General features: G+C 39.8%; 11 protein-coding genes. 5 read left to right on the forward strand and 6 right to left on the reverse strand.

What is annotated here, in order from left to right:
• Positions 1-95 precede the first annotated feature (95 nt).
• Entirely contained in the window at positions 96-2,036 is a 1,941-nt protein-coding gene (locus tag NCWK1_RS10155) for an FAD-dependent oxidoreductase (protein ID WP_103124626.1), read from the reverse strand.
• Positions 2,037-2,207: 171 nt separating this feature from the next.
• Between NCWK1_RS10155 and NCWK1_RS10160 the strand changes: the two genes are divergently transcribed.
• The 3 genes from NCWK1_RS10160 to NCWK1_RS10170 all read left to right on the forward strand — a co-directional run bounded on the left by NCWK1_RS10160 (position 2,208) and on the right by NCWK1_RS10170 (position 5,194).
• Positions 2,208-2,981: an ABC transporter permease gene (locus NCWK1_RS10160; RefSeq protein ID WP_103124758.1), complete on the forward strand. Its 774-nt coding sequence runs from the start codon at positions 2,208-2,210 to the stop codon at positions 2,979-2,981.
• Between the two features lie 43 nt (positions 2,982-3,024).
• On the forward strand, positions 3,025-4,221 hold the full coding sequence (locus NCWK1_RS10165) for an acetyltransferase domain-containing protein (protein ID WP_103124627.1): 1,197 nt from the start codon (positions 3,025-3,027) through the stop codon (positions 4,219-4,221).
• Positions 4,222-4,291: 70 nt separating this feature from the next.
• Complete coding sequence (locus tag NCWK1_RS10170; RefSeq protein WP_103124628.1) at positions 4,292-5,194, forward strand: ABC transporter ATP-binding protein; 903 nt, start codon at positions 4,292-4,294, stop codon at positions 5,192-5,194.
• Here NCWK1_RS10170 and NCWK1_RS10175 read toward each other — a convergent pair.
• From NCWK1_RS10175 to NCWK1_RS10185, 3 genes are all read right to left on the reverse strand, one after another.
• On the reverse strand, positions 5,182-6,750 hold the full coding sequence (locus NCWK1_RS10175; protein WP_103124629.1) for a cation:proton antiporter: 1,569 nt from the start codon (positions 6,748-6,750) through the stop codon (positions 5,182-5,184). The two genes, NCWK1_RS10170 and NCWK1_RS10175, sit on opposite strands and share 13 nt — an antisense overlap.
• Before the next feature lie 32 nt (positions 6,751-6,782).
• A complete protein-coding gene (locus tag NCWK1_RS10180; RefSeq protein WP_096575278.1) occupies positions 6,783-7,775 on the reverse strand; it encodes a mechanosensitive ion channel family protein in 993 nt (330 codons plus the stop codon).
• Between the two features lie 96 nt (positions 7,776-7,871).
• Entirely contained in the window at positions 7,872-8,912 is a 1,041-nt protein-coding gene (locus NCWK1_RS10185; RefSeq protein ID WP_096575280.1) for a TIGR00341 family protein, read from the reverse strand.
• Positions 8,913-9,048: 136 nt separating this feature from the next.
• On the opposite strand from NCWK1_RS10185, the gene rppA reads away from it, so the two are divergent.
• Positions 9,049-9,783, forward strand: a complete 735-nt coding sequence (gene rppA / locus NCWK1_RS10190) for a two-component system response regulator RppA (RefSeq protein ID WP_103124630.1) — start codon at positions 9,049-9,051, stop codon at positions 9,781-9,783.
• 5 nt (positions 9,784-9,788) lie between these two features.
• Positions 9,789-11,117 carry a two-component system sensor histidine kinase RppB gene (rppB, locus tag NCWK1_RS10195; RefSeq protein ID WP_103124631.1) on the forward strand — a complete coding sequence of 443 codons (1,329 nt, stop codon included), beginning with the start codon at positions 9,789-9,791 and terminating at the stop codon, positions 11,115-11,117.
• A gap of 137 nt (positions 11,118-11,254) precedes the next feature.
• Here the strand turns inward: rppB and NCWK1_RS10200 are convergent, their stop codons facing one another.
• Together NCWK1_RS10200 and NCWK1_RS10205 are read right to left on the reverse strand one after the other, a co-directional pair.
• Positions 11,255-14,131: a beta strand repeat-containing protein gene (locus NCWK1_RS10200; RefSeq protein WP_187308111.1), complete on the reverse strand. Its 2,877-nt coding sequence runs from the start codon at positions 14,129-14,131 to the stop codon at positions 11,255-11,257.
• Positions 14,132-14,255: 124 nt separating this feature from the next.
• The gene (locus tag NCWK1_RS10205; RefSeq protein WP_146033973.1) at positions 14,256-16,421 is read right to left on the reverse strand and encodes a cytochrome c family protein; all 2,166 of its coding nucleotides are present in this window, start codon (positions 16,419-16,421) and stop codon (positions 14,256-14,258) included.
• Positions 16,422-17,133 lie beyond the last annotated feature (712 nt).

Below are 17,133 nucleotides of genomic sequence, written 5' to 3' on the forward strand. Positions count from 1 at the left end.
AATGAGTTGTGAAATTGCTTGTTAAGCTAGGTAACAGAGAACAAAGACGTAGCTTCTATGAGGAAAAAATAGTAGCTACGTCTTCTGGGAAAAGTTTATATTTGCAATAACCCTTCAGGATTGACAGAAAATAGCGATCGCCTTTGCAAACCTTCCTGGTATAAAATTTCGTTAGCTGCTAATAAACCACTACTCACAGCACGTTCCATTAAACCGCAGGGAAAAGGCATTTTCACCCAATCACCAGCAAATATTAAGTTAGAAATATTCGTCTTTGTTTCGGGACGTGTGGCATAACTATTAGGTGGATATCCCGAAAAATTATGTTGATTAACTAATTCTCTGTGTAATATTTTAGCTTGTTTTAACTCTGGAACAATGGCATAAAGTTCTTGTTCAAAAGTATGAATCAAAGCTTCCTGGGTGGGAAAGTCTTTTTCTTTATAACAGTAAGCGTGTAGCTCGATAACACTACCACCAGTATTTTGTGACCACTCAATAAACTGTTGTTGAATGCGATGATACAGAGTAATACTATCTGTTAACCTGTATCCAGATAAAGAAGTAAAATTACTTTGTTGCCACTCAAAATCGCGGTCAAACCAAAAGCGACACACAGCGAATGGATCAGCAATACTCAAATTTTCTACTTGACTTTTTACTGTAGTATCAATATCGCCACTGACGCGCTGAAATAATTTCTGCACTCCGGGAACATCAGTAGCAAAAACATAATAGTCGGCTTGGAGTTTTTCGGGTAATGCTAACTCTTGATTTGCTGCTACTAGTTGTACCTCATCACCTTGTCTTTGCAATACTTTAAACTTAGCTAAATCTCGTTTAGCAGGCCCTTTAACAACTTTACCATCCGCAGAAAATACTGCTCCATGACAAGGACACAAAAACTTTCCATCTTCAGCTTTTTGGACAGTGCAACCTTGATGAGTGCAGGTAAGAGAAATTACTTCTTGAGAGCCTGATGGTAAAGCAAAGACCTCATCAGCCGCGCCAAAATATTCTATCTTGTCATCTGCGATCGCAGTATTTTGTTTGGCTATAAACGGTGCCGCAGTTTGATTACTACCAGCGTTATATTTTAACCCATCAATTTTTCCATTTACAGCTACCACTTCAGTTACAGTTGCATCGGTGATAATTTTACTACCTTGTTGCTTAATTGCCTGAGCAATGGGTTGGACTAAACTTGTCCCCATATCGTCTTTTGTCCCATTAAAAGCTAATCCTTCAGGGTTGCCAAAAAAGTAAAAATGGAAGAACTGCATTAATTCTCCCACACTCATTAAATCTGGTGCATTCAAGCTAGATTTAGCAAAAGGCAGAAAATATAAATCGTATAAACCTTGAGGGAATTCTGTTTCTACCCAATCAGCAACAGATATATTATCAAATCGCTGATAATTTTTTTCTCTTTGAAAGCCTGTGATAGCTTGAAAAACTTGCAGATGTTTGATTTTAGTTAAATTTATGCCCCAACGGAAGCGATTTGGAGATGCGATCGCTAAATCTATAATATTCCAAGGAAAAGCCGAACTACTGGGGCGAAATATCTCTGGTTTGTAATGAGAATCCTGATAAACAACAGAATAAAAATTCAACGATTGAAAATTATTAGTTATCCCTAATTCTGCTACTAAACTATTCAGATTATAGTACTGAGGAAAAAAGCCATGAAACCCATGTTCCATCATAAAAGTTTCCCCAGCCGCTTCTATTTGCCAACTAGCGATTTTGCCACCCAATTGAGGAGATTTTTCTAATAGTGTGACAATAAATCCCCGCTGACTCAATTCGTAAGCACAAGCTAAACCAGCTAAACCACCCCCAATCACAACAACAGTTTTGGATTGATTTAATATTTGTGGTAAGTCGAGAGTATCTTTTTGAAATACCGTTGGTTTTGGCTTAGTAAACCGCGAATATCCTGTGACTCCTGCAACTGTACCGACCCCGAACAACTTCAGCAGTGTACGACGGGAGATAGTAGATGATTCCAGCAAATTAGGTATTTGGCGCATTGGTTACAAAATTAACTTTTCACACACAACACAGTCGTGAAATGATAACTGTGAGTTCGCAGATTGTATTGTTAAGGGTATTTTTTTCTCACCGTGCTAAGTCCCGAACGGATTTATTTTGCCAGAATGGCAGAAATTGTCAAGAGTACACAATACTGGAGACTTCCTCAGATGAAATATTGGCGCGAAACCATAGCTGTCACTCAACGCATTCTCATTGAATTATTACGTCGCCGCCGCAGCCTGATTTTTTGGAGTATTTTTCCAATTTCCGTATTAATTTTGGGTGCGTTTATTTTGGCAGAACGTGCAAAACTACCAATCAACACAGCTTTTGAATATACTGCACCTTCAACATTAGTGGGTGCTGCACTATTTTTTAGTTGTTTGGGTGGTAGCGTCGCCACTGTCGTTGCAGAAAGAGAACAGCAAACCCTCAAACGCCTGTTTCTTTCGCCTTTGAGTGGTATATCCTATTTTTTAGGAATTTTTTTAGCTCATAGTTGCATTGGCTTAGGACAAACTTTCCTAGTTTATACCGTTGCTGCTTTTTGGGGTGCTACATTTAAAGGTTCTATTTTTTTAGGATTCATAATTATTTTGATGAGTATTGCCGCTTATGTAGGCTTAGGGTTTATTTTAGGCACGCAATTAGCTAGGCGAATTGAAGATGTGAATGCTTTAGTCGCTGCATTTGGCGTACCTTTATTAATCTTAGGTGGAGCCTTTTTACCAAGCTCATTGTTTCCCAAAAGTTTAATTAATATTGCTAAATATGACCCAATTTATCACATGAATGAGGCATTTGTAGGGGTTTCAACTAAAGGTAAACAAATTGGTGATATTGCACCACACTTTTGGTTTTTAGTGGTATTTACTTTGGTGATGATTATTGGTGGATGGTTATCTTATCGCCGTATGTTACTAGTAGAGAGAAGATTATAAATAGGGAAAAATCATAATTATTTTGACAAACATTGAATAAACTATGGATTCTTCAATTACAAATTCTAATTCTGAGCAATTGCCAACCAAGCGAATCATCTCAATAGATATGTTGCGTGGGCTAGTAATGGTGCTGATGGTATTAGATCATGTGCGTATTTTTTTCACTAATGTTCGCTTCCGTCCTACAGACTTAACACAGACAAATATACCTTTATTTTTTACCCGCTGGTTAACTCATTTGTGCGCTCCCACATTTATATTTTTAGCTGGGGTAGGAGCCTATCTTTATTTTGAAAATCGACCTCAAACAAAGCTAGAATTATCACGCTATCTGATAATTAGGGGACTATGGTTAGTGTTTCTAGAGTTAACAGTGGTACGTTTTGGCTGGATATTTGAACCTACCTACTCTTTTTCGGCTGCGGGTGTACTTTGGGCAATTGGTTGGTCAATGGTTGTTTTAGCCGCATTAATTAGAATGCCAATTCCTCTGATAGCCACTGTTGGAATTGTGCTGATATGTGGACATAATTTATTTGATCATATCCATGCTGAACAATTAGGAAGATGGGGTTGGTTTTGGGTAATACTTCATGAACCCAAAATGCTTATGCCTTTTGCTAATAAAAGTTTGATCATTAGCTATCCCCTGATTCCTTGGATTGGAGTGATGGCAACAGGTTATGCCTTTGGGATAGTGCTGAAGCAGGAAAAAAGTTATCGGCAGCGATTTTTGCTCAGGTTAGGACTGGGTTTAATTACTGGCTTCGTAATTCTCCGCGCTTTAAATATATATGGCGATCCTTCCCCTTGGACTGTACAGAATAATTTCTCGTTTACCATATTATCGTTTATTAACTGTCAGAAATATCCACCTTCATTACTTTATTTGTTAATCACATTAGGTCTAGCAGCGCTCTTACTTTACCTTTTTGAAAAGCACAGATTTAGAATTTTTAAACCGCTAGTTTTATTTGGTCAGGTTCCTCTATTTTTTTATATAGTTCATATTTGGCTGCTCCATTTGATGGCTATTTTGCTGGCCTTCCCTAAATATGGATTAAAAGCAATTATTATGCCTTTTATCGCTTCTTCCCTAATGCCTGCTGATTATGGATATGATTTACCAATGCTCTACAATTTTTGGATAATCATGATAGTTCTACTTTACCCTATTTGTAGTTGGTTTAAGGGTTATAAGGCAAAGCATCCTAGCAAGTGGTTAAAATATTTGTGAATGTTTTTAATTGCTAATTATTGAAAATTGATATTTCCTATTTAATAGTTTCAACAGAGAAAATAAAAATATGTTAACAATTAAAAATCTCAATAAATCTTACTCTAGAAGACAAGTATTACAAGATTTAAGCTTACATATAGAACCAGGAGAAATTTATGGTTTACTTGGTGCAAATGGCGCTGGTAAGACAACCACAATTAATATTATCTGCAACTTACTCAAAGCTGATAGTGGTGATGTGATAATTAATCAGCAGCCAATTTCCGATGCAACCAAAAAAATTATTGGCATTGCCCCGCAAGAAAATTTATTGTACAAAACTCTGACTTGTGAAGAGAATTTAAAATTTTTTGCTGATATTTATGGATTAGATAGAAAAATTCGTCAAGAACAAATACAAACAACTCTGGCGGCGGTAAATTTATTAGATAGGGCGAAAAGTCCTGTAGAAACTCTCAGCGGTGGAATGCAGCGACGGTTAAATATTGCTGTTGCATTAGTGCATCAACCAAAGTTAGTCATTTTAGATGAACCAACTACCGGGTTAGATATTGAATCTCGGTACGAGATTTGGGAGTTAATTCGGCAGTTGAGTAACCAGGGAATTAGTATTTTATTGACGACGCATTTATTAGAGGAAGCCGAACGTCTTTGTCATAGAATCGGTATTCTCAAAAATGGGCAAATTTTGGCTGAAGGTAGTTTAGCTCAGTTGCGTAACTTAATTCCTGCCGCCGAAATTGTAGTAGTACAAACTTCCCAAAAAGAACAAGCGATCGCCCGCGCTCAAGAATATAATTTTACTGCTAAATATTATGGTAATGAGTTAGCTTTTTGGCTACCAGAACCACTAGAATTAAAAGAAATTATTGCCAGATTTGAAGGTATAAAACTTGAGGCGATCGCGCGTCAGCCTGTGCGTTTAGAACATATTTATTTGGAAGTTACACAAAATACTTATTCTGAATAATTACTATCATGATTTGTTTGCAAAAAAGGTGAAAGTTCTTTATTTAACTTCCCTGCACGAACAAACTCAGCGTATGTATCAGCTTCGATAGCCAATAGTTCCCCGCATAATTCCTCAGTTGTAAACTCTTGCAAATTTGGGTATTCATCTAGTAATTTGTCAATTATTTCTTGCAATAAATTGATTTCTCCAGTAATCAAAGTTTTTTGATATTTATAAAACTCTAGGGTAATACCAGGACGCTTTTGTGCTGTCTCTAAATATTCTAGCGATCGCTGGAGAGCAACTTGACGCGCAATCGCTTCCATGTATTGTTGACGTAATGGTTGCGAACCTAAAAGATGTAATTTTTCTAATAATGTTTGGGTGCTTAAACCTTGCACTAACAATGTAAATAAAACTACTCCAAATACTGTCGCAATAATTTCTTCTCTTTGCGTAAATATAGCTGGTACACTGAAAGCCAAAGCTATAGAAACAGAGCCACGTAATCCACCCCAAGTCAATACAGCTTGTTCAGCTAAGGGAATTTCCGATTTAGTCAACCAGTTGCTAATACTACTTAAAGCATAAATAGATATCGCTCTTGCCAAAGTCATCGCAGTAATTGTGACTGCAATAGTTTTGAGGTTATTTCCTAATACCGCAAAGTGAATTTGATCACCAATTAACAGAAACACAATCGAATTCACAAAAAAAGCCAAAAATTCCCAAAACTCAGTCACAATAATGCGTGTACGCGGGTTCATACCAATGCGCGAACCAAAGTTACCTAAAATTAAAGCCGTCGTAACTACACCAATGACTCCCGAACCACCCAAATGTTCTGTAATTAAATAAGTACTGTAGGCTGAAACTAAGGTGAGTGACTGTTCTACTAATGGTAAATCGAAACGTTGTGTAAGGTAAGAAATACCAAATCCCGTTAATCCGCCAACGCCGATACCAATACCTACCACCTGAAAAAATTCTAATACAGCAGATTGTAAATCTAATTTGGCAGTGCCTAAAGGCAAGGCAACTAATAAACCAAAAGCCACAACCGCCATACCATCATTAAATAAACTTTCCCCTTCCATCAGTGTTGTCAGACGTTTGCTTGCTCCTAGTTCCCGAAACAAAGCTGTTACTGAAACTGGATCGGTTGCTGATAGACTAACTCCAATTAAAAGCGCAATATTTAGTTCAATACCAGCTAATTGATGCAGACCAAATGCCATCCCGGCAATCGAAATGATTACCCCAATCACTGCATACAAACAAATAGGTAATAAATCCCGCTTTAAGTCTGACCATTTCAAATTCCAAGCAGCTTCAAATAGTAAAGGTGGCAGGAAAATTACGAGAATTAATGCAGGAGAGAGATTTACCAATCGTACATTTACGAATGCCAACCCTAATCCAACTATGACTAGTAGCAGTGTATAAGGAATGCGGCGCAACCAACTAAAAATTTGTGGTAGTGTTGCTACACCTAAAGAGACAGAAAGTACTAACAGAAATTGCTTAAGTTGTTCTGCAATTACAACTTCACCCGCAGCAGATTCTAATGTCATAAAAGTATTCAAATTAAACAGAATATTTACTATCAAATCTTGCCATTATTGTGATCATTTTTCTGTGTTTGCATTTGGGCAAACATCTGATATGAATCGCTCATCGGGCGAGGTTTGGGAACTTCACTTCTACCAGCAGGCCAGCCTTCTCGCTGACGAGAGCGATTTCCATCGGTTTCTTCTGTTTGGTCGTGAAGTAAAATTTGCTGTGTGGGAAAGGGTAAATCAATGCCGTTGGCGACCAAAGTTTTCTTAATTGCAGTCAGCACCTTGTCTCGTGAGGTGAGGTCATCTGCACGTCGCGGCGGTTTTATCCACCAGCGAACGCGGATATTGACAGTACTTTCCGCAAGTTCCATAACGAGAACATCGGGTGCTGGTTCTGGCAATACTTCCGGGACACTATGCAATGCTTGTAGCATTAATTCCTTAGCTCGATCAATATCGTCACCGTAGCCAATACCGACATCATACTGAAGCCGCCGATTTTCAAAAGCTGTGTTTACAGTCACTGAATTAGTGAACAATTCTGAATTGGGAATTACAATGCGGCGACCATCATAAGTTCTAATTGTTGTCGCGCGTGTCTCGATATTTTCTACAGTTCCTTCAAAATCTTTAAAAACTATTTGATCATTAATGCGGAATGGCTCTGTTAATAAAATTAGAATCCCCGCCAAGAAGTTTTGCAGGATATCTCGAAAAGCAAAACCAATCGCTACACCACTAATCCCCAGTAGTTGTACTAAATCACCAGCACGGAATGTGGGAATTACAATCGACAAAGCAACAAATAGTCCTAGTAATAGTATCGTACCTTGTGCCAAGCGTCCTAGTACTAATCCTAAGTTTCTAGCTTGGTGGCGATCGCGTGTCAAGCGTTTCACCAATCTCTTAATTTCTCTAGCTACAACAAAGAAGACTGTAAATACAATCAACGCCAGCACAATATTCGGTAGCAAAACAATCAATCCGTTAATCATTCCCTGGATTTGATTCCAGAGTGCGGATATATCTGCATTCATGATAGTTGCTTAATGATCAGCATTGCTGATAATAAGAAAAACTCCTATTATTTAATTCCATCTCTAGTAAGTTTTTGTAGTCTATAAATAGGATGATTAAAATTTTGCTGGATTACTTTTTTTTGGTATTTTATCAGGAGCAATAGAGTTTTCTCTCCTTACTTCTTCAACTTGACTAACTTCAAAAACTAAGGTGAAAACTTGACCCATTTCTTTTTTAAGAAATGCTTCTAAAAGACGCACTTGCTTGGATGTTACAGGTTTTTGGGCGCGAACACTTAAGCGGACTTGGGGCGGATTAGTTAGCCAATTAGTATCAGTTTTTAGTAGTTCCAAACGCTGAAAAGTTACGGTGCGATTTAACAAAGCTCTTTTCAACGAAGTTTCGAGTTGTGCTTGTCTAAATAATTCGCTAAAACTCACAGTTAAAGGAATAAGTAAAACCCCTGTCAAAGACAACGCCCATAAAAGTACTTTGCGGGCGCGACGGAAAGGAGAATAGCCAGTGAATAAAAATGTCAACATACAGGCAAGACTAATGCCTAACAGGTTCGTTAGGTAGAGCAAAGTTGCACCTAAACTCAGCGACCAATCAGATTTTGCTAGACCTAAGCCAATAACGCAAATTGGCGGCATCAGGGCAACAGCTATTGCTGTACCTGCAACACTAGCAGATATTTTTGAATTTACCTTTGCGTAACCACTAATACCACCTGCGGCAACGGCAATTCCTAAATCCAGCAAGGTAGGTTTAGAGCGAGATAAAATTTCACTACCAAAACTTGGTAAATTAACTAGCAAACCTATACTATAAGAAATTAACAGAGCTAATAAGGTGCCGAATAAAATTGCTATTGTACCTTGACGAAATAAGTTGACATTGCCTACCAATGCAGCAAAAGCTAAAGCCCGAATTGGCAACATTAAAGGGGCAATAATCATCGCGCCAATAATTACCGCCGTACTATTGGAGAGTAGCCCAAATGTAGCGATCGCACAAGAACCAATAATTAAAATTAAATATGTATTATTAGGAGTCGATTCTTCAAAAAATTCAGCCACAAGCTGTTGTATTTCTAAAGGTTCAACCCTTTTTTTCTTGAACTCTCTGAAGCGGTTACGAAGATTATTAACCAAAGTAATATCCTAAAATTAAATAATTTTGATAAAAAATTTTAAACAAAATTTTTCATAAACATATCTATCTCAAGATAAAAATTTACATGGCAGAAATTTAGAATAATTTAAAGCAAGTTTTGAGCATTGGTTGACTATGAGATTGATATTAGTTGAGGATGAAACAGATTTAGGTGCAGCAATTAAACAAGTTCTCAGTCATGAGGCGTATGTAGTGGATTGGTTTTTGGATGGGACTCAAGCATGGCAATCTCTAAAAGATGGCTCGACAGAGTACACATTAGGAATTTTTGATTGGATGCTGCCTGGAGTTTCTGGGATAGAGTTGTGTAAGTGGTTGCGATCGCGCCAATTAACTCTACCTGTGTTGATGCTAACTGCTAAAGACCGGATGGAAGAAAAAATTATTGGTCTAGATAGCGGTGCAGATGATTATATAGTTAAACCTTTTGACATGGCAGAACTGCTGGCAAGATTGCGAGCCTTACAAAGACGGGCTGCTTACACAGGCATATCGGTTATACCCCAAGTCCAAACTCGACGTTTACAAATAGGTTATCTGACACTTAATTACAACACTCATGAACTAACTCGCCTATATCCTAATGGTGAAAAGCAAATATTAACTTTAACTATCAAAGAATTTCAATTGTTAGAATATTTTATGCGACATCCTAACCAAATTATCAACCGCGACCAGATTATTAATCAACTTTGGGAAATTGGTGCAGCGCCAGTCAGCAATGTAGTAGCAGCGCAAATTCGTTTATTGAGACGTAAATTAGGAGAAGAAGATAGCGAAGCTTTGATAGAAACTATTTATGGTGTTGGCTATCGTCTCAATATTCCGGTAACAGAAATAGGCAGTTAATTAATATGAAACGTAATCCTATTTTCTCCGAAACTAGATTGAGATTAGCAGCTTGGTATACCCTAGTTATGAGTAGTATTTTAGGGTTGTCTGGCTTAGGAGTTTATACTGTGGTTGCCCATACTTATTATGAAACTATAGACCAGGGATTAAAATCAGTAGCCAAGGCACTCCATAAAAGCATTGAACCTGCTTGGCAACAACCTGGACATTTACAAGAACTAGCTAAAGAACTTTCCTTAGAATTATGTATAAATCCGACAAACTGTTTGCCGAAAACAACAATTATTCAACAACCAATAGAGGAAGCAGGTAATCAGGTTAATTACTATATACGCTTATTAGATAGTTCACAAAAAGTCTTTGCAAGTACAGATATACAATTTGATAATTCACAAATTACCTTATCGTCACAAAAGTGGCAAATTATTACTGATGCTTTTGGGACTCATTACCGCCAAATCACTTTACCCTTGTATACTAACAACCAAATTTCTGGTTATCTCCAAGTAGCACGGAGTATTACTGATTTGGAGCAACATGTTGCTTATTTGAGATTAACTTTGATTTTAGGATTGCCAATTTCCCTGATTTTGGTTGCTTTATCTAGTTGGTGGTTAGCAGAAAGGGCAATGCAGCCTGTGTATAGTTCCTATCAACAGATGCAACAATTTACTGCTGATGCAGCCCATGAATTCCGTACACCTTTAGCCGCAATGCACTCTACTATTGAAGCTGCTATTAAGTTACAGCCGGAACAAAAATCTAATAATGGCACTTTAGATGTTCTCAAACGCCAAAATCATCGCCTATCACAATTAGTTGGTGATTTATTGCTATTGACAAGGATAGATCAAAAACAAATAACCAGAGAATATCAGCTTTGCTGTTTAAATGACTTAATTAGCGATTTAATTGAGGAGTTAGCATTTTTAGCAGTAGAGCATCACGTCAATCTTTCTGGTCAGATATTGGTTACAAAAAAAGTTTATGTTCAAGGAAATGAAGAACAACTTTATCGGTTAATTTCTAACTTAATGATCAATGCAATTCAAGCAACATCTAGTGGGGGAAAAGTTATCATTTTTTTAGAAGATAGTGAGCTTTACGCCATTATTAAAGTCCAAGATACCGGAATTGGGATTGCGCTCGAACATCAACAGCGAATTTTTGATCGGTTCTATCGAATAGATCGCGATCGCTCTCGTAGTTCTGGTGGTTCTGGTTTGGGTTTAGCCATTGCTTTAGCGATCGTTCAAGCACACAAAGGCACTATTCACGTTCAAAGTCAATCTGGTTTGGGTAGCACATTTACAATCCGGCTGCCTTTATAGTCTTCTTCCCTGCGCTCTCTGCGGTTTCAAAAAGCCGTCTTTTACCGAACACAATATAAAAAGGTTACGCTATAGCGTAACCTTGGGTTGCTGAACTATTTCAAATGTGCCAAATAACTAACGAATCATTTATTTTGTCAAACAATCACAAAATTACTAACATTCAATGAAGGCGTACCAATTATTTGTGCCAGTTGCACCTGTCTAAATCCACCAGCGCTACCATCTTGATCAAAATACAGCGCACCAGTCGTATTGTTATAGATAAATCGCTGATCACTGGTAGTTGCAGATGTTCCTAAAGTAAACTGACTAATCGAAAACGAACCTGCTAATAAACCACCACCAAAACCAGCTGCTGATATTTGAATGATGTCATTAGTGATGCTGAAGTCAGTAATAGTGTCAGTACCTTCATTGAAACTATTAAAGACAAAAGTATTTGCACCGCCACCTCCTGAAAGAATATCTCTACCTTGGCCACCTATCAAAATATCATTGCCAATACCACCAGTGAGAATATCATTGCCAATACCACCGTCGAGGGTGTTATTACCTACAGCACCAGCGGCCGAAAGATAATCATTCCCACTACCACCATTGAGTAAGTTATTTCCACTAGAACTATCTACGATTAATATGTCGCTACCATTACCACCATTCAGAGTGTTACTCCCAGACGAACTATCAGCAGACAGATAATCATTACCATTGTCACCATTTAGGATATTAGTGCCACTGGAACCATCCACAATTAATATGTCATTACCAGATCTACCGTTAAGAGTGTTATTCCCCCATGCACCATCAGCAGAGAGAAAATCATCAGCGTTATCACCATTCAACAGGTTATTACCTGTTGAATCATCCACAATTAATGCGTTTCTCCCAGCACCACCATTAAGGGTGTTATTTCCAGATGAACCAACAGCATAAAGAGAATCATCACCAGTACCACCATTCAGCAGGTTATCCCCTGTGGAATAGTCAACATTTAAGATATCGTCACCTGCACCACCAATGAGGGTGTTATTCCCAGACGAACCAATAGCATAAAGCTCATCATTGCCGTTGTAACCATTCAGCAAGTTATTGCCTGTAGAATCATCCGCAATTATTCTATCGTCACCCACTCCACCATCAAGATTGTTCTCACCAGAAGCACCAATAGCGGAAACCACATCATTTCCTGCGCCACCATTCAGCAGGTTATCGCCGATGGAATAGTCAACATTTAAAGTATCGTCACCTGCACCGCCATTGATCTGATCATTGCCACCACTACCACCATAAAGTGTATCATTGCCATTGCTGCCGACAATGCTATCACTGTAGGCTGTGCCAATAATATTTAGACTTTCGATGTTGCTGTAGCTAACCCGATTTGTACCTGCGGTAATTCTGCCACTGTTAGTTGAAGCATTATATGTTGAGGAGATTGGTGCATCAGCATCACTGTAATCAACTGAGAGATAGTCTTCGCCATCCTCCCCATCGACTATTTGAGTGACTGTTGTGGAACTTGGCTCTTGTGACACAGGGTTGCTGATGTAGAAAGAGTCATTCCCTGCACCACCATATAGGCTATTATTTCCAGCGACTCGCTCTGCATAAATTTCATCATTTCCATCACCACCTTCCACCAGATTGTTTCCGGTAGAGGAACTGATATCAATCAGGTCATCGCCTTCACCTCCACTCAGAGTGTTATTTCCTGTGGTAAAGGAAGCTAGTATTGTGTCATTGCCATCTTCACCTGCAATGCTGTTGTCTCCATCACTTGCATCAATGCTGTCATCTAAACGCGCATTGCTAATCGTGATGAAATCATTGAACTGTGTACCAATAATGTTCAAACGTTCGATGTTGCTGTAGCTAATCTCATTTGTTCCGGCTGTGATTGTGCCGATGTTTCTCGCACTATTAAACGTTGAGGAGATTGCTGCATCAGCATCGCTGTAATCAACTGAGAGATAGTCTTCGCCATCCTCCCCATCAACTATTTGAGTGACTGTTGTGGAACTTGGCTCTTGTGACACAGGGTTGCTGATGTAAAAAGAGTCATTCCCTGCACCACCATATAGGCTATTATTTCCAGCGACTCGCTCTGCATAAATTTCATCATTTCCATCACCACCTTCCACCAGATTGTTTCCGGTAGAGGAACTGATATCAATCAGGTCATCACCTTCACCCCCACTCAGGGTATTATCTCCTGTGGTAAAGGAAGCTAGTATTGTGTCATTGCCATCTTCACCTGCAATGTTGTTGTCTCCATCACTTGCATCAATGCTGTCATCTAAACGCGCATTGCTAATCGTGATGAAATCATTGAACTGCGTACCAATAATGTTCAAACGTTCGATGTTGCTGTAGCTAACCTCATTTGTGCCGGCTGTGATTGTGCCGATGTTTCTTGCACTATTGAACGTTGAGGAGATTGCTGCATCAGCATCGCTGTAATCAACTGAAAGATAGTCTTCGCCATCTTCCCCATCAACTATTTGAGTGACTGTTGTGGAACTTGGCTCTTGTGACACAGGGTTGCTGATGTAGAAGGAGTCATTCCCTGCACCACCATATAGGTTATTATTTCCGGCGACTCGTTCTGCATAAATCTCATCATTCCCATTACTACCTTCCACCAGATTGTCTCCGGTAGAGGAACTGATATCGATGATATCGTCACCTTCACCTCCACTCAACAGGTTATTTCCAGTAGAAAAGATAGCTAGTAGAGTGTCATTATCATCACCACCTTCTAAAAGGTTATTTCCAGTAGAACGGGTAATATTTAAAAAATCATCTCCTGTTCCACCTCTGAGGATACTGTTCCCTGTGGAACTGGCAACTGCTGTGGCCGCATTGAGGCTATCATTTCCCGCACCACCATCTAGAATGTCGTTGCCACCATTGCCCAATAAGGTATCATTCCCGGCCAAGCCACTAATAATATCATTGCCCGTTGTGCCAATGAGGTTATCATTGCCGTTCGTACCATTGATATTTGCCATAAATTTTACAATTCCATGTAATAAAAAAAAGGAGAGGTGAGCATTGCTCATCTCTCCTCTGACTATCAAAATGAACAATGATTAAATTCCGTTAGAGTTAGGAATATTTAGGTGAGTGTAAATTTTATAACTCTTTCAGGAATTCAATTATGGATTGTTGGTCAGATGGACTTAAAGAACGATAGCGACGAATGACTTCCTTCGCATCACTGCGGTGGGTTCTAGAAACTTCGCTATTGTAAGGAGGACAAATCACGTCACTGGGTGAAGAGCCATAAGAAATATTGCCTACGGCACCACCTGGGGGTACTGGACATCCGCCACCCGCGGGTGTGCGACTGTCATCAGGCGCTGGTAAGTCATGTAACTCAATAGCTGCACGGATAGCATCATCCAAAGTACGAACTACTAGTGGCGCATTGGTAACTTGATTATTGGTGAATACAGTACCAGCAGGGTTGGTGTTAAATGTGAGTCGGCTCAAGTACACACGAGCATCATGTAAGAATGGAGGCCCCATTCTACCCAAGCCCATCAGAGGTGGTGTGCGGAACTCATCACCAAAAGCAGCGGCTTGACCGTTTGCAAATACATCGCCAGCTAAGTTGCGAGGAATATCAAAGGTAGCGAAGGAGCGACCTACAGCATTAGTAGCGTCTTGCTCTTTGGAAAGAGTTGGTTGATATTGTCTGTTAACAACCAGTGGGTCACGAGGTAAAGAAGCCCAACGTTCTGCATCGATTTGCGGTACGTTGTGCAGAAGTAGGTCGGAGAAAATTGGCGCCCATTTATAGCTAAGATGTTGCGCGACAATTGCACCATCTCTGGTTGTGGTTGCTGGTGATTGTCCTGTTCTTTGAACTGGGATATGGCAGCTGGCACAACTTACCATAGAATCGTTCCGATTAATGGCATTAGGATCGCGACCATCACCACTGCCGGGAAAGCGGCCTGGAATCATCCGGTTAGAGAAGGCTACTAAGTCAATCCCAAACAGCTCTGCTCCGCGCTTAACTTGACCTTCCGGGCTTTGTGCAGGACGAGAGCGTGTAGGATTATTCAACACAGCTAATAGTGTGTCACCAAATTCTGGAGGAGCCGTCATCCGTAAGAAGTTTCGTTCGCTCAATGGCACGCTGAGGTGTGATTCTAGAGTGTCAGGGTATGGATCATCACATCCTGGACGACCTCGGTTGGTGGGAGATTCAGTTGGTTCATTACGGTTGAGAATGCTTGTAAAACCAACTTCCCCTTGAAGACCACCAGCAACAAACTGAAGGATTTCTACACCATTAGCCCGCAAACCGAAACGTCCTACACCACCGGCAAAGGCTGAACCAGCAGTGATAGCAGTCCCTGAAGGGGTAGGAATAGTGTTGGTTTTACCTGTAATACAATCGCCTGTACAAGCAAAGATGGTTGCATTGTTGAGAGATGAGGGGATGCTTTGGGTATCAGAACCTTCATCTTCAAAGCGTCGGATATCGTTTGTTGGAATAGCCTCCATCAAACCACGACCAATATATGGAGGCCCTGCAAACTCTACCACACCTCTTCGGAAACCAAGGGAACTAAGTTTTGTTACCGGGTCAATATTAGGTAGATTCGGGTCTTCAGCAATTGTCGGAATGCGCTCAGGTAGACACTGTGGGATGGAAAAACGAGTGTGTTGCACAAAGCCACCGAGGCGCGGTGAAGCTCCACCTCTAGCAACCCCATCAAGAGGGTCGAATATGTTTTGTGCGGGATTATAGTCACCGAAGGTCGTAAAGGCAGCTGTTAGTCCAGTGTTATTGATGGCATCGAGGTTATCAGCAGCCCGTCCACCACCGGTAGCAGGGTCAAGGGCTGTGAATTTGAAGTTAGTTGGTGTCGAACGTGCCGCGCGGGATACGTTAGAAACATCACGCACTACTCGGCTGTTGGGTGTTGCTTCTGCTGAACTCAAGTGACAACCCAAACACATCTGCTGGTTGGCAATTGGCCCAGCACCTTCTACTGCAAGGTGGGGTGTTGTAAAGAAGGCTATCCCTTCTACCAAAGCCTCACGTTGTGTTTTGGTTGCCGAAGGATATACCAACGCATCCAAGTCTTTCAGACCTAGAGGGAAGGTTCCTACAACACCAAACTTTTTCCGGGGGACACGCTCTGCTGGAGTAAATACGGTTCCGGGGCCTGGCTCTGCGACATCAAATACATTGGCTGTTACCTCCGTTTGCCGTTGAGCCAGTAATGTAGCATCGTCAGGCACATTGGAACCAATAGGAGCAGAAGAGAAGATACTTGCCAAGCCGATCTCTGGGAAGAGAGCCGCCGAAAATATGGCAAGGGCAAATGAACAACATACTATCAATAACAAAGTTGGAAGCTTACGCTTACGCGTAAACCTCAAGATGTTTCGCTCTCTCATAAGTTTTGAGGTTTGTATAGGAAAGTTGCTTTTTACAAGGCTGTCAATCATCAACTAAGTGATGATTTGTACTGCTGCGCTATTAGAAACATACACTACTTCAACATAAATAAAAGATACAATACATAACCAGTAGATTCTCCATCTCTTTACTAATAATTTAATAATTGCTTTATTAGCACTTGAAAATTTTACGGAGACTGTACTAAACAAATATTGCCAAATTTAGATACAGTAATTAGGTTAAGATTTTGCACAAACATACGCTTATTAACCGAGCCTTAACTCACAGGTTGCACCCTTCGCCTAGCTATTGTTGTTGACAGCAAACAATTTATCATCTTAAGTGAATATCAAGTTTATCGACTGGATATTGTATTTGAAATAATTTTAGGGGACTGGATTATTGTTTGATATTTGTGGCATAATTAAGGCTCGCATTAACTAAGTCAAAGGTGAGGGCTGGTGAAAAGCAATCACCTTTTTTTTTGAAATACCTGCTATCAGTATTACGCTTCATTCTCAATATCTGAAGTTTAGTGTAGCGTAAATGGTAATAAGTATTTGCCCTTATTCAGGTTTACAGCAAATA

It is taken from the genome of Nostoc cycadae WK-1, assembly GCF_002897135.1.
GTDB lineage: Bacteria > Cyanobacteriota > Cyanobacteriia > Cyanobacteriales > Nostocaceae > Nostoc_B.

Bases quoted from the DNA above. Each gene is read 5' to 3' on its own strand.
- NCWK1_RS10175 (WP_103124629.1), bottom strand. From the start codon at position 6,750: ATGACATTAGAATCTGCTGCGGGTGAAGTTGTAATTGCAGAACAACTT.
- NCWK1_RS10180 (WP_096575278.1), bottom strand. From the start codon at position 7,775: ATGAATGCAGATATATCCGCACTCTGGAATCAAATCCAGGGAATGATT.
- rppA (WP_103124630.1), top strand. From the start codon at position 9,049: ATGAGATTGATATTAGTTGAGGATGAAACAGATTTAGGTGCAGCAATT.
- rppB (WP_103124631.1), top strand. From the start codon at position 9,789: ATGAAACGTAATCCTATTTTCTCCGAAACTAGATTGAGATTAGCAGCT.
- NCWK1_RS10165 (WP_103124627.1), top strand. From the start codon at position 3,025: ATGGATTCTTCAATTACAAATTCTAATTCTGAGCAATTGCCAACCAAG.
- NCWK1_RS10155 (WP_103124626.1), bottom strand. From the start codon at position 2,036: ATGCGCCAAATACCTAATTTGCTGGAATCATCTACTATCTCCCGTCGT.
- NCWK1_RS10170 (WP_103124628.1), top strand. From the start codon at position 4,292: ATGTTAACAATTAAAAATCTCAATAAATCTTACTCTAGAAGACAAGTA.
- NCWK1_RS10160 (WP_103124758.1), top strand. From the start codon at position 2,208: ATGAAATATTGGCGCGAAACCATAGCTGTCACTCAACGCATTCTCATT.
- NCWK1_RS10200 (WP_187308111.1), bottom strand. From the start codon at position 14,131: ATGGCAAATATCAATGGTACGAACGGCAATGATAACCTCATTGGCACA.